The 23,062-nt window shown below is 36.8% G+C and carries 22 protein-coding genes and 1 riboswitch; of the genes, 19 read left to right on the forward strand and 3 right to left on the reverse strand.

Annotated features, from left to right (window positions below; translation table 11 throughout):
* Window positions 1-44: 44 nt before the first annotated feature.
* Window positions 45-764, forward strand: coding sequence for a pseudouridine synthase (locus FI644_RS15130; RefSeq protein WP_053477368.1), 720 nt, complete (start codon window positions 45-47; stop codon window positions 762-764).
* Between the two features lie 112 nt (window positions 765-876).
* On the opposite strand, the gene FI644_RS15135 is transcribed toward FI644_RS15130, so the two are convergent.
* Complete coding sequence (locus FI644_RS15135; RefSeq protein WP_053477612.1) at window positions 877-1,098, reverse strand: DeoR family transcriptional regulator; 222 nt, start codon at window positions 1,096-1,098, stop codon at window positions 877-879.
* Between the two features lie 387 nt (window positions 1,099-1,485).
* On the opposite strand from FI644_RS15135, the gene FI644_RS15140 reads away from it, so the two are divergent.
* The 9 genes from FI644_RS15140 to FI644_RS15180 all read left to right on the forward strand — a co-directional run bounded on the left by FI644_RS15140 (window position 1,486) and on the right by FI644_RS15180 (window position 11,721).
* Window positions 1,486-2,199 (forward strand): ABC transporter ATP-binding protein, encoded by a 714-nt coding sequence (locus tag FI644_RS15140; protein WP_053477367.1) that lies wholly within the window; start codon window positions 1,486-1,488, stop codon window positions 2,197-2,199.
* Window positions 2,192-3,382: an ABC transporter permease gene (locus FI644_RS15145; protein WP_053477366.1), complete on the forward strand. Its 1,191-nt coding sequence runs from the start codon at window positions 2,192-2,194 to the stop codon at window positions 3,380-3,382. The genes FI644_RS15140 and FI644_RS15145 overlap by 8 nt, the downstream gene beginning before the upstream one ends.
* 108 nt (window positions 3,383-3,490) lie before the next feature.
* Window positions 3,491-4,909 (forward strand): dipeptidase PepV, encoded by a 1,419-nt coding sequence (pepV, locus tag FI644_RS15150; RefSeq protein ID WP_053477365.1) that lies wholly within the window; start codon window positions 3,491-3,493, stop codon window positions 4,907-4,909.
* A 28-nt stretch (window positions 4,910-4,937) separates the two neighbouring features.
* Window positions 4,938-5,795 (forward strand): D-amino-acid transaminase, encoded by an 858-nt coding sequence (gene dat / locus FI644_RS15155; protein ID WP_053477364.1) that lies wholly within the window; start codon window positions 4,938-4,940, stop codon window positions 5,793-5,795.
* A gap of 157 nt (window positions 5,796-5,952) precedes the next feature.
* The gene (thpR, locus tag FI644_RS15160; protein WP_142108589.1) at window positions 5,953-6,525 is read left to right on the forward strand and encodes an RNA 2',3'-cyclic phosphodiesterase; all 573 of its coding nucleotides are present in this window, start codon (window positions 5,953-5,955) and stop codon (window positions 6,523-6,525) included.
* 36 nt (window positions 6,526-6,561) lie between these two features.
* The gene (locus FI644_RS15165) at window positions 6,562-7,551 is read left to right on the forward strand and encodes a nuclease-related domain-containing protein (RefSeq protein ID WP_053477362.1); all 990 of its coding nucleotides are present in this window, start codon (window positions 6,562-6,564) and stop codon (window positions 7,549-7,551) included.
* A 35-nt stretch (window positions 7,552-7,586) separates the two neighbouring features.
* The gene (locus FI644_RS15170; RefSeq protein WP_053477611.1) at window positions 7,587-8,534 is read left to right on the forward strand and encodes a diacylglycerol/lipid kinase family protein; all 948 of its coding nucleotides are present in this window, start codon (window positions 7,587-7,589) and stop codon (window positions 8,532-8,534) included.
* 24 nt (window positions 8,535-8,558) lie between these two features.
* Window positions 8,559-10,715, forward strand: coding sequence for a type I pullulanase (gene pulA, locus FI644_RS15175; protein WP_053477361.1), 2,157 nt, complete (start codon window positions 8,559-8,561; stop codon window positions 10,713-10,715).
* A 217-nt stretch (window positions 10,716-10,932) separates the two neighbouring features.
* Entirely contained in the window at window positions 10,933-11,721 is a 789-nt protein-coding gene (locus FI644_RS15180; protein WP_053477360.1) for a phosphotransferase family protein, read from the forward strand.
* Here FI644_RS15180 and FI644_RS15185 read toward each other — a convergent pair.
* Window positions 11,709-11,987 (reverse strand): YtzH-like family protein, encoded by a 279-nt coding sequence (locus FI644_RS15185; protein ID WP_056686048.1) that lies wholly within the window; start codon window positions 11,985-11,987, stop codon window positions 11,709-11,711. The two genes, FI644_RS15180 and FI644_RS15185, sit on opposite strands and share 13 nt — an antisense overlap.
* A 261-nt stretch (window positions 11,988-12,248) precedes the next feature.
* Here FI644_RS15185 and trmB point away from each other — a divergent pair, with 261 nt between their 5' ends.
* The 4 genes from trmB (at window position 12,249) to FI644_RS15205 (ending at window position 16,521) form a co-directional block, all read left to right on the forward strand.
* Window positions 12,249-12,887, forward strand: a complete 639-nt coding sequence (trmB, locus tag FI644_RS15190; RefSeq protein ID WP_053477358.1) for a tRNA (guanosine(46)-N7)-methyltransferase TrmB — start codon at window positions 12,249-12,251, stop codon at window positions 12,885-12,887.
* Between the two features lie 197 nt (window positions 12,888-13,084).
* Complete coding sequence (locus FI644_RS15195; protein ID WP_056686044.1) at window positions 13,085-14,203, forward strand: enoyl-CoA hydratase/isomerase family protein; 1,119 nt, start codon at window positions 13,085-13,087, stop codon at window positions 14,201-14,203.
* A 33-nt stretch (window positions 14,204-14,236) separates the two neighbouring features.
* Window positions 14,237-15,610, forward strand: a complete 1,374-nt coding sequence (locus FI644_RS15200) for a sigma-54 interaction domain-containing protein (RefSeq protein WP_053477356.1) — start codon at window positions 14,237-14,239, stop codon at window positions 15,608-15,610.
* A gap of 107 nt (window positions 15,611-15,717) precedes the next feature.
* Window positions 15,718-16,521, forward strand: coding sequence for an enoyl-CoA hydratase/isomerase family protein (locus FI644_RS15205; RefSeq protein ID WP_053477355.1), 804 nt, complete (start codon window positions 15,718-15,720; stop codon window positions 16,519-16,521).
* Between the two features lie 65 nt (window positions 16,522-16,586).
* Here the strand turns inward: FI644_RS15205 and FI644_RS15210 are convergent, their stop codons facing one another.
* Window positions 16,587-17,408 carry a hypothetical protein gene (locus tag FI644_RS15210; protein WP_053477354.1) on the reverse strand — a complete coding sequence of 274 codons (822 nt, stop codon included), beginning with the start codon at window positions 17,406-17,408 and terminating at the stop codon, window positions 16,587-16,589.
* Between the two features lie 126 nt (window positions 17,409-17,534).
* Window positions 17,535-17,633, forward strand: a riboswitch (SAM riboswitch).
* 251 nt (window positions 17,634-17,884) lie between these two features.
* Between FI644_RS15210 and FI644_RS15215 the strand changes: the two genes are divergently transcribed.
* From FI644_RS15215 to FI644_RS15235, 5 genes are read left to right on the forward strand one after another with little or no spacing between them, the layout of a single operon-like run.
* Window positions 17,885-18,649, forward strand: a complete 765-nt coding sequence (locus tag FI644_RS15215; protein WP_053477353.1) for an enoyl-CoA hydratase/isomerase family protein — start codon at window positions 17,885-17,887, stop codon at window positions 18,647-18,649.
* Between the two features lie 13 nt (window positions 18,650-18,662).
* Entirely contained in the window at window positions 18,663-19,505 is an 843-nt protein-coding gene (locus FI644_RS15220; protein ID WP_053477352.1) for a 3-hydroxyacyl-CoA dehydrogenase NAD-binding domain-containing protein, read from the forward strand.
* 59 nt (window positions 19,506-19,564) lie between these two features.
* Window positions 19,565-21,145 (forward strand): long-chain-fatty-acid--CoA ligase, encoded by a 1,581-nt coding sequence (locus FI644_RS15225; protein WP_053477351.1) that lies wholly within the window; start codon window positions 19,565-19,567, stop codon window positions 21,143-21,145.
* Entirely contained in the window at window positions 21,142-22,311 is a 1,170-nt protein-coding gene (locus FI644_RS15230; protein ID WP_056686040.1) for an acyl-CoA dehydrogenase family protein, read from the forward strand. The genes FI644_RS15225 and FI644_RS15230 overlap by 4 nt, the downstream gene beginning before the upstream one ends.
* On the forward strand, window positions 22,311-23,009 hold the full coding sequence (locus FI644_RS15235) for an alpha/beta fold hydrolase (protein ID WP_053477349.1): 699 nt from the start codon (window positions 22,311-22,313) through the stop codon (window positions 23,007-23,009). The genes FI644_RS15230 and FI644_RS15235 overlap by 1 nt, the downstream gene beginning before the upstream one ends.
* Window positions 23,010-23,062: the final 53 nt, after the last annotated feature.

A 23,062-nucleotide genomic window follows, 5' to 3' on the forward strand; every position in this document is an offset into this window, starting at 1 on the left:
ACATTTCAAGTATCCTGCAAATCAGCAATAAAAGAGGTGATGATATGAGAATTGATAAAATGCTTGCTAATTTAGGCTTTGGAAGCCGGAAGGATGTAAAACAGCTTTTGAAGAGCGGGGCTGTTGAAGTCAATGAGCAGAAGGTGAAGGATGCCAGCAAGCATGTGGATCCTAATAAGGATGTTGTAACAATCAATGGAGAAGAAGTGGTGTATAAAGAGTTCATCTATTTAATGTTGAACAAGCCACAAGGAGTCATTTCCGCTACTGAGGATTCGCAGCATGAAACGGTTTTAGATATATTGGAGCCAGAAGACTTAGTATTCTCGCCTTTTCCAGTTGGGCGGCTTGATAAAGATACTGAAGGGCTGCTGCTGTTAACGAATGACGGTCAGCTTGCCCACCGCCTCTTATCTCCAAAAAAGCATGTGCCGAAAACTTATTTTGCTGTTATAAACAGTGAAGTAACTGAAGAGGATATTGCTGCTTTTAAAAAGGGCGTTATTTTGGATGATGGGTATGAAACAAAACCAGGGGAATTGAAGATCATTAAATCCGGTCTCACATCAGATATTGAACTCACAATTACTGAAGGGAAATTTCATCAAGTGAAAAGAATGTTTGAGGCGGTTGGGAAGCGCGTCATTTATTTACAAAGGATTTCGATGGGGCCGCTGCAGCTAGATGAAACACTGGAGCTTGGTGAATACCGGGAATTAACAGAGGAAGAACTAGAAAGCTTAATGGAATATGAGGTCAAATAAAAATCGCCTAGCTTGGCGATTTTTTTCATCCTATTTTTTTTGTTAACAATCGAATCTGGGATCATCACTTCAGACATCAGACCTCATATGAGATCAGTGCACGAAAGGAAACTTATGATGACATCTTTACCTTCTTTTTTGTAGTCGTCCATTTTCCTCGACTGGGGCTTTTTACTAAGTCGTTGTAAACAAGAACGTTTAAATCTCTCTGAATGGTGCGAGGAGTAATACCAAATTCCTCTACAAGCTCTCCCGTTGTTACAGTTCCACGCTTATTAATAAACATGTAGACGGATTTGATACGGTTTAACATCCGGTTAGTTGAAGGTTTCAAAAAACCACTCCCTATCCTTTTTTCAAACCAATGGCAAATTCCTGCAACTGACAGTTCATTGAAGAACCTTTGTCCTTCAAGCATATGTAGTTTTCTTTTCCTCAGCCAACTCCTTTGCAAATATCAGATGTTTTTTCAAGAGATGTCAATCTTACCTTCATTGTACTCCTATTTTTTGATAATTTCTACTTTATTAAAGAATTTCCACCATATTCATGAACTTTTCCTTTCTCTTTATTAAAATCTTAGTATATCCTATGGTCTTTCATGGGTGTATTGTAAAAAATTCTAAAAACAATTTTTCTCCTGATTCCAAAAGAATACTTTCCGAAAAAAGTAAACCTTTTCCACTTCTCATTCGTACAAATTAGATAGGAGGAGTATCAGATGACTTTATTAAATGTAGACATTAAATCAGCAGGCTATGACAAGGAAAAGGAAATTATCCATAATATTCATTTCAATGTTAAAGAAGGAGAGCTAATTGGATTAATTGGACCTAATGGCGCTGGAAAGAGCACGACAATTAAAACGATTCTTGGATTATTGGAAAACAAAGAGGGGGAAATTTCTTTTAGGGAGAATACAAAATATTCTTATGTACCGGAAAGACCCATTTTCTATGATGAGCTGACATTATGGGAGCATCTTGATTTTATCGCAGCAGTGGAGGCTCTCCCTGATAAGGAATACAAGGAGAAAGCAAAAGATTTTCTTGAGCAGTACAAGCTAACGGAACATGCGCATGAATATCCTGGCAAGTATTCAAAGGGCATGCAGCAAAAAGCCATGCTGATCTTAGCGATGATTACAAGTCCAAAGGTATATATTATTGATGAGCCATTTATTGGGCTCGATCCGAACGCGATGAAGCTTTTTTTAAAGTTAATTGAAACGGAACAAAAGCGGGGGGCAGGAATATTGATGTCCACGCATGTATTAGATACAGCGGAAAAGGTATGTGATCGGTTCTTAATGATCCATAATGGGCAGCTGCAAGCAGCTGGTACACTCAAGGATATTCGAGAACAGTGTAATCTTCCTGATGGTTCCCTGTATGACTGCTTTCATTTAGTAGCTGAGGGTAATCCGGATGAGTAGTTGGAAACTTTTTCGTGACCGATACATAAGAGATCGAAAATATCAGTATGGGGTTATCCGGTCAATTGCCGATTGGACAATCATTGTATATCTTATTATTCCAGCCATTTTATTTATAATCTTTCGATACCGCTCTTGGTGGGTGGAGCTGCCAAGATGGATAGAATCCATTCCGTTTATCCTTGTATTCATGCTTATTTATCTTTTGTCCTGGAATGGAAGCATTCGTACATATGTTGAAGAAGCAGACAAAGTATTTCTCATAAAAATGCAGTCAATCTTTTTTGGGATGAAAAAATGGGGATATATATACTCTCTCTTTTCCCAATCGCTAGTAACAGCAATTACATTTCTTATTCTGCTGCCGTTCTTAAGTAATCATTTCTTTCTTAGCTGGCAGAAAATAGGTGCATTACTTTTTTTCTTTATTGCATTAAAAGCGCTAATTATGCTCGTAAAATATCATTTGAAGAAAATAGACAAAAGGTTTAAAAAATTAGTGCTTAGTTTTCTATTTTTTGCTGCCTTAAGCTGGATTAGTCAGCTGATCTATATCCTTTGGGATAAAGGTGCCTTGTTTCTCGTTTGCTTATGCGGAATCGTCTTTCTGACAGCTTCCATTTATTTCAGCTTAAAGTCAATCCAGAAATTATCTGCAATCGATCATGAAATAGATATGGGCCGAGCGGATAAGACGAAAAATATTGAGCTTATTTTCATACTTTCAAATGAAATTGAAAAACCAATTGTTTCGAAAAGAACAAAGCCGCTTCTATTCCGCCGTTCAAAGCGAATTTTAAAAAAGCGAGTACCGGCAAATGGATTTATTGAGTTGTTTTTAAAGGTTTTTCTAAGAAACCGCTCGTATGTAATAAGCTATTTTCAAATTATTTCCGTTGGAACCGTTGCAATCGTACTCATTCCACCTCTCTGGATAAAAATAATCATATTCTTCGGTTTTCTTATCATGATGAATTCATGGCTTTCACTTGTTTGGGATAAAATTGCACCATCCAATCCACTAAGTAAAAAATTCAGTGAAACAGACTTCTATTTTAAGGCACGGAAAAGGGCTGTTTTGTTCTTATTTATGACAGCGATCACCCTTCTAGCCGTTTTTGTAGTATGTTGGCATATTATACTGTCTCAATTCGGCATGCCATTTGGTTTGTTCCGAAGGTAGGAAAGTATTTTTATTTATTTGTGATAGGTGTATGATGGTGCATAAGGAAAAATGAATTGATATAATTTTAAATAGATTTAATTTTTTTCTTACACTGGAGGATTAGTAATGAACGTGATTGATTGGCAAAAAGAAGTGGAACAAAGACAAGACGCACTGATTGAAGATGCAAAAAAGCTTCTGCAAATAAAAAGTGTATTGGACGAAGATCAAGCAACAGAAGATGCTCCATTAGGGGAAGGGGTAAAGGAAGCGTTAGATTTCATGCTTCAGCTTGGCGAGAAAGATGGGTTTATACCTAAGAACGTTGGAAACCTTGCAGGACATTTAGAATTTGGACAAGGTGAGGAAATTGTCGGGATTCTTTGTCATGTGGATGTCGTACCAGAAGGAGATGGCTGGTCAAGTGATCCGTATGGTGCCGAAATCCGCGATGGCAAAATATTTGCAAGAGGAGCCATTGATGATAAAGGCCCAACGATGGCTGCTTATTATGCGATGAAGATTGTGAAGGAGCTTGAACTGCCACTAAATAAGCGTGTACGCATGATCATTGGAACGGATGAGGAAAGTGATTGGCGTTGTGTAGATCATTACTTTGAACATGAGGAAATGCCGGCAATGGGATTCGCACCAGATGCTGATTTCCCTATCATCTATGCAGAAAAAGGGATAGCTGATTTCGACCTTGTCCAAAGTGGAGAAGGTTCTACGTACGATGGAGAAATAAAGGCAGCTGTGCTCTCTTTCGAATCTGGCAGAAGATATAATATGGTTCCAGACTTTGCAAAGGCTTCACTTGAAGTGAATAATGAGCCAACAGAGATCGTGCAAATGTATGCTGATTTTCTTAAACAGAATGAACTGCCTGGAAAATACTACATTGAAAACGGTGTATTAATTCTTGAGGCGGAAGGGGTTTCTGCCCACGGAATGGAGCCGAAAAATGGAAAAAATGCAGGTCTCTACATGGCTAAGTTTTTATCAGAATTGAAAATTGACTCGAAGGCAAGTCACTATTTTCAGTTTGCGACTACATATTTCTATGATGAGTCAAGAGGTAAGAAGCTTGGTATCGCCTATTCAGACGACATTACAGGTGACTTAACAATCAATGTAGGAAAGCTTTCCTATACACAGGAGAATGGCGGTCGACTTGGATTAAATGTTCGCTACCCTGTTACGAATCATATGGATGATACAAAAGGCAGACTTGAAGGTTTACTAAAAGAAGAAAACTTTATAATTGAAAACTTTACTGACTCAAAGCCTCATCACGTGGCTGAGGAAGATTTTCTCATTCAAACGTTAAAGAGTGTATATGAGGAACAAACAGGGGAGAAGGCTGAACTGCTTTCAATTGGCGGAGGAACATATGCCCGTTCCTTGAAGTCTGGTGTGGCATTCGGTCCGCTGTTCCCTGGAAGAGAGGACATTGCCCATCAAAAGGATGAATATATGTATATTGAAGACATGCTAAGAGCAACAGCCATTTATGCACAGGCTATATATGAACTTGCAAAATAAAAATATACAAGCAGGGAGTCAAGGGAAAATGACATACGTTATAGTAAATGGAGAGTTCATTAACCGTTCGGAAGCAAAAATAGATATTGAAGATCGCGGCTACCAATTTGGGGATGGCGTTTACGAGGTGATCCGTGTATATAACGGGAAAATGTTTACAGGTACGGAGCATCTTGAACGCCTTATTGATAGCGGCAAGAAGATTGGTATGGATATTCCTTATACAGTTTCTGAAATAAAGCAACAGCTTGAAAGCTTAATTGATAAAAATAGGCTTAATTTAGGAACCTTGTACTTGCAGGTGACACGAGGAATAGCCCCAAGAAATCATGCATTTCCTTCAAATGATGTTTCTCCAACCTTTGTTGCGTATTCAAAGGAAGTGGGGAGACCTGTTGAAAATATGAAAACAGGGGTAAAGACGATTCTGAACGCGGATATCCGTTGGCTTCTATGTGATATTAAAAGTTTGAATCTACTAGGTAATTTAATGGCAAAACAAAAAGCGGTGGAGGCAGGCTGCTTTGAAGCAATCCAGCACCGTGATGGAGTAGTAACCGAAGGAAGCTTATCGAATATTTCAATAATCAAAAATGGAAAAGTAATCACACACCCTGCTGACAATTTAATTCTTAACGGGATAACAAGACAGAAGGTTTTGGAAATATGCAGGAATAATGATATTCCTTCTTCTGAGACCCCTTTCACAGTTGATGATCTAAAGAGTGCGGATGAAGTTTTCCTTTCAGGAACAACAGTTGAAATTACACCAATTGTTGAAATCGAGGGAGAAAAAGTGGGGAATGGCAGCCTGGGTCCAATTACGGAGCATTTACAGGCACTTTTTGTTAAAGAAATTGAAAAGGAATGCGGCACCATTAGCTAAAAAATTTTTGGAAAAAAGTAAGCAATGTTCATATGAAATCATTGCTTGCTTTTTTCTGTCTGGACCAATATTCATCATTACTGCTGAATAGAGTAGAACCTGTCTCCAACTTCTGCTAAAATAAGTGCAAATGTTGGTTAATTAATGGAGGATGAAAATGGATCGGAAAGCTCATTTTTTCTTTGCTGTTAGCTTACCAGAGGAAGTAAAGAAGGAATTAAATAATCTCTGCTTAACTATAAAGGAAAAGCTTCCTTTTCAGCGTTGGGTTCACCAAGAGGATTATCATATCACATTGGCCTTTCTAGGTGTTGCATCAGAGGACAAGCTTAAGGAAGCTACAAAGCTGGTTTTTAAACAGTTAAATGGACAAAGCTCCTTTCCTCTTCATATTAATCAGCTTGGTGTGTTTGGGAAAAAGGATTCACCAAGAATATTTTGGGCAGATACAGCGAAAGAGGAGCAATTAACGAAGATTCGTGAACTCGTATTTTCTGCTTGCCTAGAGGCTGGATTTGAATTAGAGACTAGGGCCTATAAGCCACATATTACTTTAGCAAGAAAATGGACTGGAAGTAATCCATTCGAGGAGTACTGTTTGAAACAAAATAATCCTTTCATAAACGCACCTCTTACTTTTCAAGCAAAGGAAGTTGTTCTGTATCAAACACATATTGATCGATTCCCCAAATACGAAAAAATAGCAGCATACCCGCTGCTAGAAGAATAAATGAATACTAGAGACATGATGAGGCAGGCAAGATAAATGGGACAGTTAATTAAAATGCAAGATTACGTTTCACGGTATGAACAGAATATTTATTTATATCCATCCCGCTATGTCAGGCTTAAAAAGCATCAATGGGAAAAGTTGAAAGCTGCGTGGGATAATAATGATGATTCTTTTTTTATGAACCATTCGCAGGAAGAAAATCCTGATTGGCTTGAAGAAGAGAAAAAACCTTTAATAGATAAGCTAAAAGGGCTATGGAAGCTAGGGAAGAAGGATAATGAAGAGGAAGATTTGTTAAACCTAGATCAAATGGATCATAACAACGATGAAAGTGGAGACGAAGCAATTCTTCAATTCAAAACAAACTTTACCTATCGTCCTGATTCAGTGGAGGAATTAAAGCATCAATTCCTGGATCAATTATTCCGCTTTCAAATGAAATGGGCGAGCTCTACTTTGACTGAAAAATCGTTTGTGGATAAACGATTTTATTTTGATGAGAGATTAAAGTTCTTTCTTCAACGATTTCCTGATACGTTTCTCGTTCTCTATTTACCGCTTTTTTTGTTGAAAAAGGCACCAGTGGAGGTAGAAACAATTATTTTAAGTCCGACAGGCGTCTGGTGTATTAGTCTTCTAGAGGAAGAAGACTCTTCCGTTTTTATCGGATCAAAAGAACGCTTCTGGGTGAAACGGGTGAATGGCGAAGAGAAAAAGGTGTTGAATCCATTATTAGCATTAAATCGAACAGCGAAAATTGTTCACCAAATATTCCGCATGAATGAAATCGATTTGCCGATACATAAGGCGGTTCTTTGCAGAAATGGATACATTGACCATCCTGCAGTTCCCTTTGATGTCCAAATGATTGAAAAAAGAAATTATGAGGAATGGTTTAAAAGCATGAGAAATCTTCGTTCTCCGCTGAAACATGTACAGCTTAAAGCAGCCCAAAGCTTATTGCAATATTGCCAAACGACATCAATTAGAAGGCTTGAATGGGAGATTTCTGAAGAAGAATAATTAGACAAAGTCTATATAGAAGGTAGAATAATGTGATGAAAAAGCTCTATTTTATCATTAATCCTCAGGCGAAAAATGGCCGTTGTCAAAAGGTTTGGAGAAAACTAGAAAAAATACTTGATGAACAAAATATTTCATACGAGGCTTTTTTTACAGCGTATCACGGCCATGGAAAAGAAATTGTTCAGTTGATTTCCGAAAAAGAGACAGGGAAAAAAGTAGTCATCGTTGTTGTTGGAGGAGACGGAACAATGCACGAAGTGGTGAATGGGGCAGTGGTTAACAAGCATATCCAGCTTGCATATATTCCTGGTGGTTCTGGTAATGACTTTTCTAGAGGATTTGGCATTCCAAGAAATCCAGTTGCTGCGCTCTACCATCTCTTGAGACAATTGAAGGAAGAAGCCTCACTAATTGATTTAGGGAGGATAACGAATAAAGATGAAGAATACATCTATTTTGTCAATAATATGGGTGTTGGACTGGATGCTCATATTGCAAGGAAAGTAAATCTTTCAAAAATTAAAAAGCTGTTAAACCGTGTTTCTCTAGGAAAGCTAGTCTATGTTTATTTTTTGCTAAAAAGTGTATTTACCTATCAACGATCATCCATTGAAATAATTATAGATGGGAAAAAAATTGCGTTTGATTCCACTTGGTTTGTAACTGTTTCAAATCAGCCTTTTTTTGGCGGAGGAATGAAAATATCCCCTAATGCCTCCCCTTTTGATGGTCAGCTAAATATTACTGTTGTCCATAATTTATCAAGATTGAAGCTCTTATTTGTATTTATTACTGTTTTTTGGGGAGGACATGTTGCATTCAAGGAAGTGGAGACGTTTACTGGTAGTGAGATTAGAATTTCTTCTCCTGATTCGATACAGGCTCATGCAGATGGTGAGGATATCGGCTGTACTCCATTGACAACCATTACTTGCCGAAGATTCCTTCCAATCCTTTCAAAGGCAAGTGGAATGGAATAAATACATGAAATTGGAGGTAAGATCATGAAAGCGATTAATCGAAAATTTTCTGCTTACTTAGATGACATGCAAATCATTACGATCTTACTTCCTAAAGATTATTTCGGAGGGAGCTCTTCAAAATTTTCTATTAGAAAAATGAATAGGAATGAGTATGTTCTTCTGACAATTATGAATCGAATACCGTTAGAAAAAAGCGTTAAATATACTTGTCAGATAGAAGAAAAACTAGTAATTGGTGAACAATATTGGGTAATTGATGAGCATGGTGAAAAAACAGACTTGCAAATAGGCGCTGTCATTCGCACAGCTGCTTTTGATAAAGAGTTTTTCTATGATGGCCTACTAGGTTCTTTTTATCATTCAGATCACACGTTATTCAAGCTGTGGGCGCCTACTGCAACAAAGGTGAAATTAAAATTGCTCCCAACAGATACATCAAAGAGTGAAATATTTCATTCGATGATGAGAAAGGAGAAAGGTGTATGGCACGTAACTGTAAAAGGAGATCTTGAATGCTATTATTATTCCTTTCAAGTCTTTGTAAATTTAGAATGGAGAGAGGCAGCGGATCCTTATGCTACGTCGGTTAGCCTCAATGGAGAATATGCTGCTGTCATTGATCTGAACAAAACAAAAATGACAAAACCCCCCCTTCCCCTTTTCAAACAACCTACTGATGCGATTATCTACGAAACACACATAAGGGACTTAACCATCCATTCAAATAGCGGAATCATAAATAAAGGTACGTATCTTGGTGCTGCAGAGCTGAATACTGTGGCGATAGACGGAACGCCAACAGGGCTCTCCTATATACAGGAACTCGGTATCACGCATATTGAATTTCTTCCAATTAATGATTTTGAGGGGATTGATGAAAGAAAGGATACGGATGAATACAATTGGGGTTATAATCCATTGCATTTTAATGCACCTGATGGCAGCTTTTCCACAGCCCCTTCTAATCCATATGCAAGAGTTAAAGAATTGAAAGCAATGATACATGCGGTCCATACACAAGGAATAAGGGTAATAATGGATGTTGTTTATAATCACGTATATATTCGAGAGTGCTCATCTTTTGAAAACATTGTTCCCGGCTACTATTTTCGTCATGATGAATTTGGAATGCCTTCCAATGGAACAGGCGTAGGCAATGATTTTGCTTCAGAACGGCTGATGGGAAGAAAATTTATTATTGATTCGGTTATGTTTTGGCTGAAAGAATACGAAATAGATGGCTTTCGATTTGACTTGATGGGGATTTTGGACATTGAAACAATGAACGAAATCCGGAAAGCAGTTGATTCATTTGATCCTTCCATTCTTATTATTGGAGAAGGCTGGGATTTGGATACACCAATTTCCGCTGATAAGAAGGCTTGTATTCGCAACCAAGAAAGTCTTCCGAGAATTGGCCAGTTTAATGATTGGTTCAGGGATACGGTTAAAGGGAGTACATTTCATTTAGATGATAAAGGCTATGCATTTGGAAATGTCCATTATTATGAGGCAGCTAAACAAGTTCTTGCCGGAAGTATTGGTATGGAAAAAACTGAGGCTGGATTATTCCACTCCCCTGTTCAGTCGGTCAATTACGTAGAATCACATGATAACCACACATTATGGGATAAATTAGCGGTCTGTTCCGCGTCTCTAAGTAAGGGAACAAGGCAAAAGCAGCATAGACTTGCAACAGTAATGGTGCTGCTTTCACAAGGAATTCCCTTTTTGCATAGCGGGCAGGAGTTTTTTCGAACGAAGAAAGGGGAAGGAAATAGTTATCAATCATCCGATGAAATAAATCAGCTTGATTGGGATCGAAAATCCTTTTTTGCTGCAAATGTAATCTATCTTCGTGAAATAATTCGGATTCGCAAGTCACATGGCGCCTTTCGGTTCTCTAATCAGAAGCACATACGTGAGCATATGTGTTTTCTTCCGGCTGAGGAGCCAGTAATTGGATTTTTTTTAAATGATGTTGATGAATATGGGGATTGGGCAAAGATTATTGTATTTTTTAATCCTTCCTTCTCACAAAAAACTGTCGAGCTTCCGGATGGGCTATGGCTGGTACTTGCGGATGACCAAACTGCGAATGTGAAGCCAAAAAGGAAGCTAGAAAAAAATACGCTAGAGTTGCCTCCTATATGTTCGTACGTCCTTGTAAGCAAGTGAAAAATAAATAAGCTTGACGTTAAAAGCATGAAAGAGATAAAATTTATAAAGATAGCTATTGGGAGATCGTAAAGCGATAGCTATCTTTATTTTTTGAAATGAAAAGTTATTTGAAATAGATTGTCTAGCGTAAGCAGCTTATCCTAGATGCAAAGGGCTATTTACCCTTGTTGATGAGCTAGGCGCTTGCGCTTTTCTACTAAGCAGGTGAACAATTTTGGAATATATATTAGGACAAGAGTGGGAGATTGTTCCCGCGGGTGGGGCGACAGGTGAAGCCTTTTTTGCTAAGCATGATGGGCAGCAGCTGTTTCTGAAACGGAACACATCTCCATTTCTTGCTGTACTATCCGCTGAGGGAATTGTTCCTAAGCTTATTTGGACAAAGAGACTGGAAAATGGGGACGTTATCACTGCCCAGCAATGGGAAAGTGGAAGAGAACTTAAGCAAGCAGACATGAACAATGAACGAGTCGCTAGGCTGCTGAAAAAGATCCATGGCTCTAAGCCTTTACTAAGCATGCTCGAAAGACTAGGGAAATCCCCTCTAACCGCGGAAATTATCCTTCAAATCATTGAAGAAGATTTGGATGCTGAGTTAAGGAATATGGATGTAATTGTCCAATCAATCGAGTTTTTAAAGAAGGAAATCGATCATATTCATTGTGAAGAGATGACCGTATGCCATTGTGATGTCAATCATAACAACTGGCTGCTGGCAGAAAACAACCAGTTGTATTTAATTGATTGGGATGGAGCAATGATAGCTGATCCTGCCATTGATCTTGGCATGCTATTGTATTGGTATATTCCGAAACAAGAATGGGATGAATGGATTAATCGGTACGGTTTAACACTGACAGATGATTTACTGTTACGTATGAAATGGTATGTAATCGCACAAACGATTAATTCCATTCAATGGCATAAAGGCAAAAACAGGTTTAAGGAAATGGATAAATGGATCCAGTTCCTTACAGACCTTCATAGATCCTATGAAAATTGATTAATTGAATCTACCCATCCAGACAATTCTTGCTGATGCATTTCGATATGATTGTCCAATTGAGAAGAGTTAATTCCATTCTGACTGTAATTATATATTTCTTCTAAAACTGCTTTTGCACTTTGGTCTACATTCGGACTGCTAATTAATGATTTAACTAATCGTTCAAGCTGCTCACATTCTGATACTGATCCGTAACAATCTGTTTGATGGTTGCTTAATATATCTTTTAATAAATTTAGCTGATCCTGCTGATTAATTGGCATGATCGACACCCTTTCAACTATAATAAAAGGAATTCACCTTAGGTTGTGAGTTCCTTTTTCGATTTATACATGTTTCACCAAGAAGCAGTCATGTTACCAGTCATTTTTTTGCTAATCAGAATTTATATCCATAAATTCTGAATGCATAAGAAAAACTAAGGCATTCGCCGAAAAATTTAGCGAATGTCAAGTTTTTCTAATTGCATCACTGCCAATTGCATGATAATGTTTGAGCGATATAACTTTTATAGGAGTGTAAGTATGAGACAAAGAAATAAACCATGGGCAAAGGAAAAGCTTGCTGAGTATCCGCAATATGTCATTCAATCTCCTGATCAATGGAAGGGGAAATGGCATGAAGTATTTGAAAAAAATCAGCCGCTTCATATAGAAATTGGAACTGGGAAGGGCCGTTTTATTAGCGGAATGGCGAAGGCGAATCCTGATATTAACTATATTGGAATTGAGTTACAAGACAGCGTGATTGTTACCGCCCTTGACCATATTATTGAAGCTGAATTACCAAATGTAAAACTTATGAATGTTAATGCAAATGATCTCCATACTTTTTTTGAAAAAGGAGAAGTGGATAGAGTTTATTTGAATTTCTCAGATCCTTGGCCAAAATCACGTCATGCTAAGCGGAGATTAACTTACAAAACCTTTCTTAAAACATATGAGGAGATCCTAGTTGATCAAGGGGAAATTCATTTTAAAACAGATAATCAAGGACTATTTGAATATTCTCTAACTAGCTTCTCTGAATATGGGCTGCTATTGAAGTATGTAAGTCTTGACCTTCACAATAGTAATTTTGATGGGAATATTATGACTGAATACGAAGAGAAGTTCTCTAATAAAGGAAATCGTATTTATCGTTGTGAAGTTCAATATAGATAAAGTTAAGCTTATCCAATTGGATAAGCTTATTTTTTTCGAATGATCAGGTACTTACGAAAAAGGGAATTAATAAGTAGTGTAGGAAGCAAATTCTCTGATAACAGCTAGTTTGTTTTAATCGACAGTTTACTTAAAATAATATGTTATAATTAGTGATAATACAGAAAATTATGTATATTCATCTTGGAAATATAAAAATGGAAGGAATAGTATATATTATGATGGCTGAAAATGAAGTTTTGTTTGAAGAGAACCATGGGGCTGGATGGGTCATACTAAATCGTCCTAAAGCTTTAAATGCACTATCCCTTCAGATGGTTAAAGATATTTATAACCAACTAATGGTGTGGGCTCATAATGAAAGCATTTCATTGGTTTGTGTAAAGAGTCAAAGTGAAAAGTCATTTTGTTCAGGTGGAGATGTCCGGGCTATATATGAAAGTGTAAAACTGAATTCTGATAGTATGGTCCCTAAAGAATATTTTACAACTGAGTATAAAATGGACTTGCTCATTCATGAATATAACAAGCCTGTAATAGTATTTATGGATGGTATTGTAATGGGAGGAGGCGTGGGTCTCTCTGTTGGCGCTCGATTTAGAGTAATCACAGAAAGAACGAAATGGGCAATGCCTGAAATGAATATTGGTTTTTTTCCTGATGTAGGGGCGAATTATTTTCTTAATCAAATGCCCGGTAGAATTGGATTATATCTCGCATTAACAGCAAAGATAATTTTGAAAGGGGATATTCTATCTACAGATATGGCAGATTATTATCTTGATAGTAGTAGATTGATGGAAGTAGAGGAGTTTATAAAGGCACATGTATGGAAACCGGAAAATGTAGAGGAAAAACTAGTTGAATTTTTAGAAAGTATTTGTGTGAGATCTCATGAATTACCTCATAACTTGAATGTGGAAAAAATTAATCAGTATTTTCAATATGAAACGATAGAACAAATAATAAATTCATTAGATGAGGGTGCTAGTAATGGAGATGATTGGGCGTTAGAAACGAAGAACACTCTTCTTAAGAAATCACCTACATCATTAAAAGTAACTCTAGAATTAATGAAGAGAGGGAAAAGAAAAACCCTTAGGGAGAGCTTTGCAATGGATACTGAAGTTGCTCTAAATTTTTTACATACTAAAGATTTCTTCGAAGGAGTCCGGGCAGTATTGGTGGATAAAAATCATATGCCAAAATGGAACCCAGATTCTTTTAATGAAATTAGTGATGAAAGTATTGACCAATTCTTTCAAGTTGATTGGAAAAATGGATGTAATCCGTTTAATAGCCCCAACGATAATTAGTAGAGATGATGCTGCTAATAAAGGAGAGGTTATATGAAGTTAGAAAAACATTTGCTGTCTATTTTGGAATCACTCCATGATGCAGTTATTGTTATTGTAAAGGATAGTACAATCGTTTTTGTAAATAAAGCTTATTCTGAACAATTTCAAGTACCTGCCAAAAAAATTATTGGCAGAAAGCTAAAGGAAATAGAAGGGGATTCTCGGATTTTAGAAGTTTTAAAAAGCGGTAAATCCTTGATCAATGATTGCAGTTACGTCCATTCTCTAAAAAAGGATGTGTGTGCAAATATCACACCATTAATTGAGAATGGAGAAATGATTGGTGTGGTTACAATCATGAAGGATATTACAGAATTAACTAAAGTTCAGGATGAATTAACAAAATATAAACGGGATTTGTCCTATCTCCAAGAGCAATTAGATAGAAGATATTTCTATAAGCTTGAAAGTAAATCAAGCGTAATGCAAAAAGCCGTTCAGTTATCAAAGCAAGTGGCCGATACGGATGCATCTGTTATTCTTTATGGGGAAAGTGGAACAGGTAAAGAAATCTTCGCAAATTCTATTCACGAAGCTAGCAAAAGAAATAATAAACCATATATCGCTATTAATATTGCTTCAATACCCGATTCTTTATTTGAAAGTGAAATGTTCGGGTATGAAGATGGATCATTTACCGGTTCTAGGAAAGGTGGAAAAAAGGGACTTCTTGAAATGGCAAGTGGCGGGACTCTCCTTCTAGATGAAATTGGAGAAATGTCATTAAATTCGCAAGCGAAGATTCTTAGAGTTATCCAAGAGCGAAAATTTCAAAAAGTGGGCGGAACTAAGCTCTATTCGATTGATGTAAGAATCATATGTGCAACCCACCGAAATTTAAAAGATATGATTAAAGCTGGACAGTTTAGAGAGGATTTATATTATCGAATTAATGTTGTTCCAATCCATATTCCACCTCTACGGAATAGAAAGGAAGATTTGCCTTTTTTATCAAATACAATTCTCAATGAGTTATGTTTAAAATATAGCAAGCATGTAAGAATGAGTGAAGAAGTACTGCGGATTATGGAACAGTATGAGTGGCCAGGAAATGTCAGAGAATTAGTCAATGTATTAGAAAGAATGCTTGTCGTTTGTACAAAACAATTTTTTGAATCAGACGATCTCCCAGAATATTTCTTCTTAGATAGACATCCTTCATCAATTAATTCTAATAATAAAATTAGCCCATCTATCGTTTCGCCCTTATTTACGACCAAATTAGACGTTCTTTTAGAAAAAATGGAGAGAGAACATATTGAGTTTATTATAAAAAATACCCGAAATCGAACCGAAGCAATTCAGAAACTAGGGATAAGCAGAAAATCCTTTTATACTAAACTGAAAAAATATCAAATTGAATAAGGAAATTAAATAGTTTCCTTCCCTTGTTACATTTTATTATTAGTACAATTAATTGTGGCATGAAATTTGCATTAAATTATAATAATTTTGACAAGGAGGAAAAACAAATGAAAGTTGATATTCAAAGAATGAAAGCTGAACAAGCCAAAATTATCTATCAAGAAACAGCTGGATTAGCTATTATCACTATACACAGGCCCCAAAAAAGAAATGCATTAACCGCAAAGATGTGGAAATATTTAACTGAAATAGGACAAAAGATTTTGCAAAATCCCAAAAATAAGGTTGTGATTTTAAGGGGAGCAGGGGAACAATTTACAGCTGGTTCAGATATTAAAGAGTTTCATCAAATGTCACTAGAAGAAGCTGAAAACTCTTTTATCCTAATGGAAGAGGCTATTTCAACATTTGAGAATTTACCAATTCCGACAATAGGCGTTATTAATGGGCCAGCGATGGGAGCTGGTCTTGAGTTGGCCTTAGCATGTGATTTACGGATTGGTTCCGGTAGATCCCGATTAGGTATTCCTGTAGGAAAATTGGGAATTACATTAAACAATAAATTTGCACAACGCCTAGTTAATTTAATTGGCCCAAGTCTAACGAAGGATTTGGTGTATACAGGACGAGTATTAAAAGCGGAAGAAGCATATCGTTTAGGAATGCTAAATTACTTGGTGAATGATGACATTTTAGATCGTTATTCAATTAGAATGGGTAAGCTGGTAGCCTCTCAAGCACCTTCTTCATTACTAGCTGTCAAGCAATCTGTAAGTCAATGTGTGAATAGTGTACCAGAATTATGGAAGGGGACGACGCCTTTTGTAGATAATTATGATTTTCCGGAAGGAGTAGCTGCGTTTGTTGAAAAACGAATCCCACGTTTTTCTCGACGCTCAATTTCAAATTAAAGGATTTTACAATCTTCCCCTGCTCAGTTTTATGTCGAATGCTACACCTGTTTTTTTAAGGAAGCTCATCTTCTTAGAGGGCTTCCTTTCTCTATTTTGATAACTGAAATATTGATTGCGTATAGTTCAATATTCATATGGTCAAGAAAATGTTGATAAATTTCCATTTGCAGAGCTGTTAATTTCTCAAGAATATTATTATGAATAGGAAAACTAATGGATACGTTTAAATTTAGTGTTGGGAGTCCTTGTAAATGGATTGAAACGGATTCGTAATTCACAAATTCTTTAAAGTTAACACAAATATATTCAACAAGTTGCTTAAAAACCTTTTTATGGATTTTAATAGTTCCATGATGAAAATCAGGATAAACGATTGTTGTTTCTCCAATTCTTTCTTCCTTAGTTGAAAAAACCTCCATTCCTTTATAAATTAATTTCTTAAAGAAATTTTGATCAACTTGCTTATATGGTATAGGTATCACATGCTTTCCCTCTGTCTTTCTTACATATTGTGCTATTTTTATTTCACTAGATGAACGTATGTTTTCAACATAATAATAATGTTTAATTTCACTTAACTCCAAGCGTTTGGCTATTAAATTTGCCATCTTATCTGAAGTTCCAATGATTAGGATTTTGCCGATAAAATGACTATGAATGGCTTGTTGAACCTCTTTCTTATGCTGATCATCAAAAAAAGTAGCTCTTTTTACTGCTGAAATATAATTCTTTTCGAATTTCGCAGATGAACCAGCAATCTTTTGCCCATTCAATATTAAGAGGCCATCATCAATGATTGCTGGGATTCTTTTTTTGTACGCAAAAGATAAGGCACTGGTACTTTTCCCTGTCCCACTTGACCCACTTAATGCATAAACTTCCATAATGTTCACTCCCTGATTTATATTTGTTTACGGTGAATAGTTTAAATAAATTGAAAGTAGTTGACATTCTCTTTTACTCATTATAAAGTAAGGGACAAGTTTAATAAATTGAATATTTTAAATATTTTCTTATCAAGAGAGGTTGAGGGACTGGCCCAATGACACCTCGGCAACGGACTTATTGTACCGTGCCAAATCCAGCAAGCATCGCTTGAGAGATAAGAAGAGGTGTTACTAGTAGTTTTTCCCTCTTCTTTGCAATGAAGGGGGTTTTTTTATTGTTTCTTCTGAATAACAAGTGTGTCAAATAGAAACAAAGTTGTGTCATTTGGAAACAGTTATTGCAAACATTTAAATATTGATAATGGGGATAGATGATTTAATTTCACTTTATTTTAGATAAATAAACGTTTAGTTTTTGGCACGATAATTGCAAGTTTAAATTTGAAGGTCAAGAAAAATTAGGAGTGATGAATATGGGAAAAGTCAGGTATGAAAAGAAAGATAATATTGGGATTATTACTATCGATTCCCCCCCTGTGAATTCCTTAGATCGTGATGTTTTTAATGATTTAGAAGAAGTTGTTCTGCAAATTGGAGATTGTGTGAGAGTTGTTATTATCGAAGGTGCTGGCACAAAAGCATTTGTAGCTGGTGCGGATATTAAAGAATTTCCTGGATTAACATCAGAAGCAGGGGAAGCACTTTGTTTGAGGGGGCAGGCAGTATTTAATCGAATAGCTAATCTTACACAACCTGTGATTGCTGCCATTGATGGATTCACATTAGGTGGAGGTCTAGAGCTTGCGCTTGCTTGTGATATTCGTATTGCTTCTAATCACTCACAATTTGGTCTCCCAGAAGTAAAGCTTGGAATTATTCCTGGGTATGGAGGTACACAAAGACTGCCACGGCTGATTGGACAAGGAATGGCGAAGAGGTTAATTTTTTCTGGTGAGTTCATTTCTGCTGAAACAGCTTATAATTACGGCCTCATTGAGGAGGTAACAGAGGACAATGTATTATCTAAAGCGATTGAGCTAGCAAATATTATCGCTTCAAGAGGACCTATCGCTGTACAAAAGGCGAAGGAAGCAATCAATATGGGAGCGGAAGTGTCTTTAAATGAAGGTCAACAACTAGAAGCGAAATTATTTGGAGATATATGTTTAACAGATGATAAGGAAGAAGGCGTAGTTGCATTTTTGAAAAAAAGAGAGCCATCATTTACAGGAAATTAAGGAGGAGAATCATATGAAAACAATAGGTGTAATTGGCTTTGGAACAATGGGATCGGGTATTTCTCAAGTATGTGTTGAGGCTGGGTACGAAGTAATTGCAATAGAACAGGAAAAGGCATATTTTGATCGAGGCTTAAAACAAATAGGTAAAAATTGGAACAGAGCTATTGAAAAAGGAAGAGCCAATAAAGAAACAATAGATGGATACGAACAATTATTAAGTACTTCTACTGAGTGGGAAAGCATTGCAGAAGCTGATTTCATCATTGAAGCAGTAAGTGAAGACATGGAGCTAAAAAAGGAAATCTTCAGGAGAATTGATCAAATAGTTAATGAGAAAGCAATTATTGTAAGTAATACATCTGGATTGAGTATTACAGAAATTGCAAGTGTAATGAAAGATCCTGGTAGAGTAATGGGATTCCACTTTTTTAATCCAGTACCAGTAATGAAATTGGTAGAACTCATAAAAGGATATGATACAACTGAAGAAACCTATCAAAGGTCAAAAGAGCTGGTGGAATCCCTTGGGAAGGAGGCTGTTGCTGTCAAGGAATCACCATTGTTCGCAGTTAATCGTATTTTGGTCCCTATGATTAATGAGGCAATTTTTGTGTTACAGGAAGGTGTAGCTAGTGCTGATGATATTGATAAAGGGATGAGGCTAGGTGCGAACCATCCAATCGGGCCGCTTGCCCTAGCCGATTTAATTGGGTTAGATACTTTATTATTTGTTCAGGATTCATTATATGAAGAAACACAGGATTCAAAATATCGAGCAGCGCCGCTACTTAGAAAATTAGTTCGAGCGGGGCATTTAGGTAGAAAAACGGGAAAAGGATTTTATGAATATTAAGAGTTTGATAATGGTAGAGGTAGATTAAAAGTTGAGTATTGAACAAAGGAGGAATAGAGATGACAACAACGGTCGGAGAAATAATAGAATGGTCGGCACATAATTATCCTGATAAATCAGCTCTTATTTATAAAGAGAAAAATCAGCACTTTACTTTTAAAGAATTAAATAAAAAAATTAATCAATTTGCCAACTCATTAGCAGAACTGGGTGTACAGAAGGGAGATGTTGTTTCTACTTTTCTCTATAACAATAGTGAATTTATTATTGCATTATTTGCTTCGGCAAAACTTGGAGCTGTTTTTAATCCAATTAATTATCGTTTAACAGCAAATGAACTTTATTTTATTTTAAACAACGCCGGTTCTAAGGTGCTTTTGTTTGAAAAAGAAGTGGCAGAAACTGTGAAAGAGACAATTCAATTAGGAATCAAAGTTGAACAGTTTATATATACGGATAAGGATGTTCCGATCGGTTCAATTGATTTTTACAAGATGTTAGAAAAATGTAATGAGACAGCGCCAGATGTTCATGTAACTGAAAATGATACTTATATCATGATGTACACGAGTGGAACAACCGGCCGCCCTAAAGGGGTAATCCATAAACATCGAGACATGGTTCATCATAATTTTTTAATGATTGAATGTATGAAATTGAATAAAAATGATATTGGATTTTCAGTCGCACCCTTAAATCATACAGCGGAGCTACATACATCATTTCTTCCAAGAGTAATGGTGGGGGCAACTACTATTATCATGCATCATTTTGAAGCAGAAAAGGTGCTAAGGACAATTGATGAAGAAAAAGTAACACATATCTTTGCGGCACCAACGATGGTGAATATGCTGCTAAATGTTGCGAATTTTGATGCATTTGATTTATCCTCTCTCAGATTATTGGGTTACGGGGGAGCATCAATGGCTCCAGTATTAATCAGGAGATTTCAAGAGAAAACAAATGCAGATCTGGTGCAGATGTTTGGTACAACAGAAATGGGACCTGTGATGAGCGTTTTGTATCCAGACGAACAATTGAACAAAGCAGGGTCAGCTGGAAAAGCAATACTTACCCATCAAATAAAGATTGGCCGTATTGAGGAGAATGGCAGACCTACAAATCCAGAAAATGAATGTTTGGTTGGAGAGATTGGTGAAATCTTAGTCAAAGGTCCATGTATGATGAAAGAATACTATTGCCGTCCAGAATCAACTGAAAAGGCACTTGCTTACGGCTGGTATCATACAGGGGATATGGGCTATGTAGATTCTGATGGCTATATATGGATTAAAGACCGCATGGATTATATGATCAACACTGGAGCTGAGAATGTATATCCGCGAGAAGTGGAGGATCAAATACTTGAGCATCCAGAGGTATTAGAAGTAGCGGTAATTGGGAAAAGCGATCCAATCTGGGGTGAAACAGTTGTTGCGTTCGTAGTCAAAAAACCAGGAAGTAATATAACGAAACAAACAATTGATAGGTTTTTAGTTGAAGGAAAAAAAATAGCAAAATATAAGAGGCCACGAGAATATTACTTTGTGGAAAGTCTCCCGAAAACTACAAGCGGAAAAATGCAAAAGTTTGTCCTTACAAAACAGCTTTCGGAATATAGCGAGGAGGGAGTTCAATGAACGCCGAAAAAATCGTATTTAATAATTTTGATTTATCTGAAGACCATCTTCAAATTAAACAGGAAATTCACCGTTTAGCACAGGAACGGATTAAACCAAGAGCAATTGAGATTGATGAGAATGCTGAATATCCAATGGATATTTTGCACCTTCTTTCGGAATATGGATATATTGGTGCAAATATGCCTGAAGAATATGGTGGATTGGGGCTTGATTTACTTAGTTTTTGCTTGATTGTCGAGGAAATTTCCCGCGTTTGTGCCTCTTCTTCACAGGTGGCTGTTGTACAAGAATTAGGCTCATTGCCAATTATTATCGGTGGAAATGATGCTTTGAAAAAAAGATTCCTTCCAGATTTAGCGACTGGACAAAAGATTGCGGCTTACGCTTTGACAGAACCAGATGCAGGATCTGATGTAAAGAGTTTAAAAACTCGTGCTGAGCGAGATGGGGACTCCTATATTTTAAATGGGCAAAAGATGTTTATTAGCAATGGTGGCGTAGCAGATGTATATTCTGTTTTTGCACAGACGGCTAAAGGAATTACAGCATTTGTAGTAGAGAAGGATACCCCTGGCTTTGTTGTAGGAAAGCTGGAGAAAAAGATGGGAATCAAAGGATCACCAACAGCCCAACTATATTTTGATAATTGTAGAATTCCTATAGAAAATAGGATTGGTGATGAGGGAGATGGCTGGATGATCGCCATGAAAACCTTTGATAAGTCTAGACCTACTGTTGCTGCACAAGCTCTGGGAATTGCCCAAGGAGCATACGATGCTGCATTAGAATATGTACAAGAAAGGGAACAGTTTGGGAAAAATATTTCTTCATTTCAAGCGGTTCAATTCATGCTTGCAGATATGGCAACACAGATAGAAGCTGCACGTGGTCTTGTGTATAAAGCTGCTTCGAAAGTGAACGAACTTACAGCTACTGGGAAAAACCCGGAATTGACACAAGCATCCTCAATGGCAAAAATGTTTGCTGCAGACGTTGCAATGAAGGTGACGACAGATGCTGTTCAGCTTCTAGGTGGATATGGATTTATTCAAGAGTACCATGTTGAGAGAATGATGAGAGATGCAAAAATCACACAGATTTATGAGGGAACAAATCAAATTCAGAGAGTTATTATTGCAAGAACAATTTTAGGAGGTAAATAATGGGGAATTTAAAACTACTATTTATTCATGGTGCAGGGGGAACAAGGAGCAAATGGAGATCACTTAAGAATTTTTCATCTTCGGTATATGAAGTAATAGATCTGCCTGCACATGGAGATAACGAGTTTAATATTATTTCCTCTATTCAAGATTATGCTGCTTATATTGATCAATCTATTCAAGAAGATACGATCGTGGTCGGGCACTCAATGGGGGGCTTAATTGCCATTGAATTAGCTGCGCGAAACAAAAAAGTGAAAGGATTAGTTCTTGTAGCAAGCTTCTATGAACTACCAGTACACCCAAAAATACTTGATAAACTGGCCGATGGTGAATTCCCAGAATCTCTATTTCATGCATCGTATAGTAAAGAGGTGAGTGAATCACTTCTAGAAGAGGAAAGACAAGAGTTGGACTTAGTGCCAATAGAAATCACTCATGCTGATTTTCAAGCATGTACTGAGTATTTGGAGGGAAGGGCAGTATTATCATCTCTAAAAATTCCAATATGTGCTATCTTAGGCAGTCAAGATAAGCTATTGCCTAGGGGGGCAGGAGATTTACTAAGGAATATTAAACCTGATATGCACATTTTAGAGATTGAGGGTTCAGGTCATTATGTAATGCTGGAAAAGCAAGAGGAATTTCATAATGCACTAAATGAGTTTGTACAAATAGTTGAGAAACAAACAGTATAAATGCAAATAATGCTTTAAACATAGAAATCAACATGAGAAAAGAGGAGTTTTAA

Origin of the sequence: Cytobacillus solani (assembly GCF_006704205.1) — a bacterium.
Lineage (GTDB): Bacteria > Bacillota > Bacilli > Bacillales > Cytobacillaceae > Cytobacillus > Cytobacillus solani.

Coding starts and splice junctions, on each gene's coding strand:
- FI644_RS15130 (WP_053477368.1), top strand. CDS start 45: ATGAGAATTGATAAAATGCTTGCTAATTTAGGCTTTGGAAGCCGGAAG.
- FI644_RS15140 (WP_053477367.1), top strand. CDS start 1,486: ATGACTTTATTAAATGTAGACATTAAATCAGCAGGCTATGACAAGGAA.
- FI644_RS15145 (WP_053477366.1), top strand. CDS start 2,192: ATGAGTAGTTGGAAACTTTTTCGTGACCGATACATAAGAGATCGAAAA.
- pepV (WP_053477365.1), top strand. CDS start 3,491: ATGAACGTGATTGATTGGCAAAAAGAAGTGGAACAAAGACAAGACGCA.
- dat (WP_053477364.1), top strand. CDS start 4,938: ATGACATACGTTATAGTAAATGGAGAGTTCATTAACCGTTCGGAAGCA.
- thpR (WP_142108589.1), top strand. CDS start 5,953: ATGGATCGGAAAGCTCATTTTTTCTTTGCTGTTAGCTTACCAGAGGAA.
- FI644_RS15165 (WP_053477362.1), top strand. CDS start 6,562: ATGGGACAGTTAATTAAAATGCAAGATTACGTTTCACGGTATGAACAG.
- FI644_RS15170 (WP_053477611.1), top strand. CDS start 7,587: ATGAAAAAGCTCTATTTTATCATTAATCCTCAGGCGAAAAATGGCCGT.
- pulA (WP_053477361.1), top strand. CDS start 8,559: ATGAAAGCGATTAATCGAAAATTTTCTGCTTACTTAGATGACATGCAA.
- FI644_RS15185 (WP_056686048.1), bottom strand. CDS start 11,987: ATGCCAATTAATCAGCAGGATCAGCTAAATTTATTAAAAGATATATTA.
- trmB (WP_053477358.1), top strand. CDS start 12,249: ATGAGACAAAGAAATAAACCATGGGCAAAGGAAAAGCTTGCTGAGTAT.
- FI644_RS15195 (WP_056686044.1), top strand. CDS start 13,085: ATGGAAGGAATAGTATATATTATGATGGCTGAAAATGAAGTTTTGTTT.
- FI644_RS15200 (WP_053477356.1), top strand. CDS start 14,237: ATGAAGTTAGAAAAACATTTGCTGTCTATTTTGGAATCACTCCATGAT.
- FI644_RS15205 (WP_053477355.1), top strand. CDS start 15,718: ATGAAAGTTGATATTCAAAGAATGAAAGCTGAACAAGCCAAAATTATC.
- FI644_RS15210 (WP_053477354.1), bottom strand. CDS start 17,408: ATGGAAGTTTATGCATTAAGTGGGTCAAGTGGGACAGGGAAAAGTACC.
- FI644_RS15215 (WP_053477353.1), top strand. CDS start 17,885: ATGGGAAAAGTCAGGTATGAAAAGAAAGATAATATTGGGATTATTACT.
- FI644_RS15220 (WP_053477352.1), top strand. CDS start 18,663: ATGAAAACAATAGGTGTAATTGGCTTTGGAACAATGGGATCGGGTATT.
- FI644_RS15225 (WP_053477351.1), top strand. CDS start 19,565: ATGACAACAACGGTCGGAGAAATAATAGAATGGTCGGCACATAATTAT.
- FI644_RS15230 (WP_056686040.1), top strand. CDS start 21,142: ATGAACGCCGAAAAAATCGTATTTAATAATTTTGATTTATCTGAAGAC.
- FI644_RS15235 (WP_053477349.1), top strand. CDS start 22,311: ATGGGGAATTTAAAACTACTATTTATTCATGGTGCAGGGGGAACAAGG.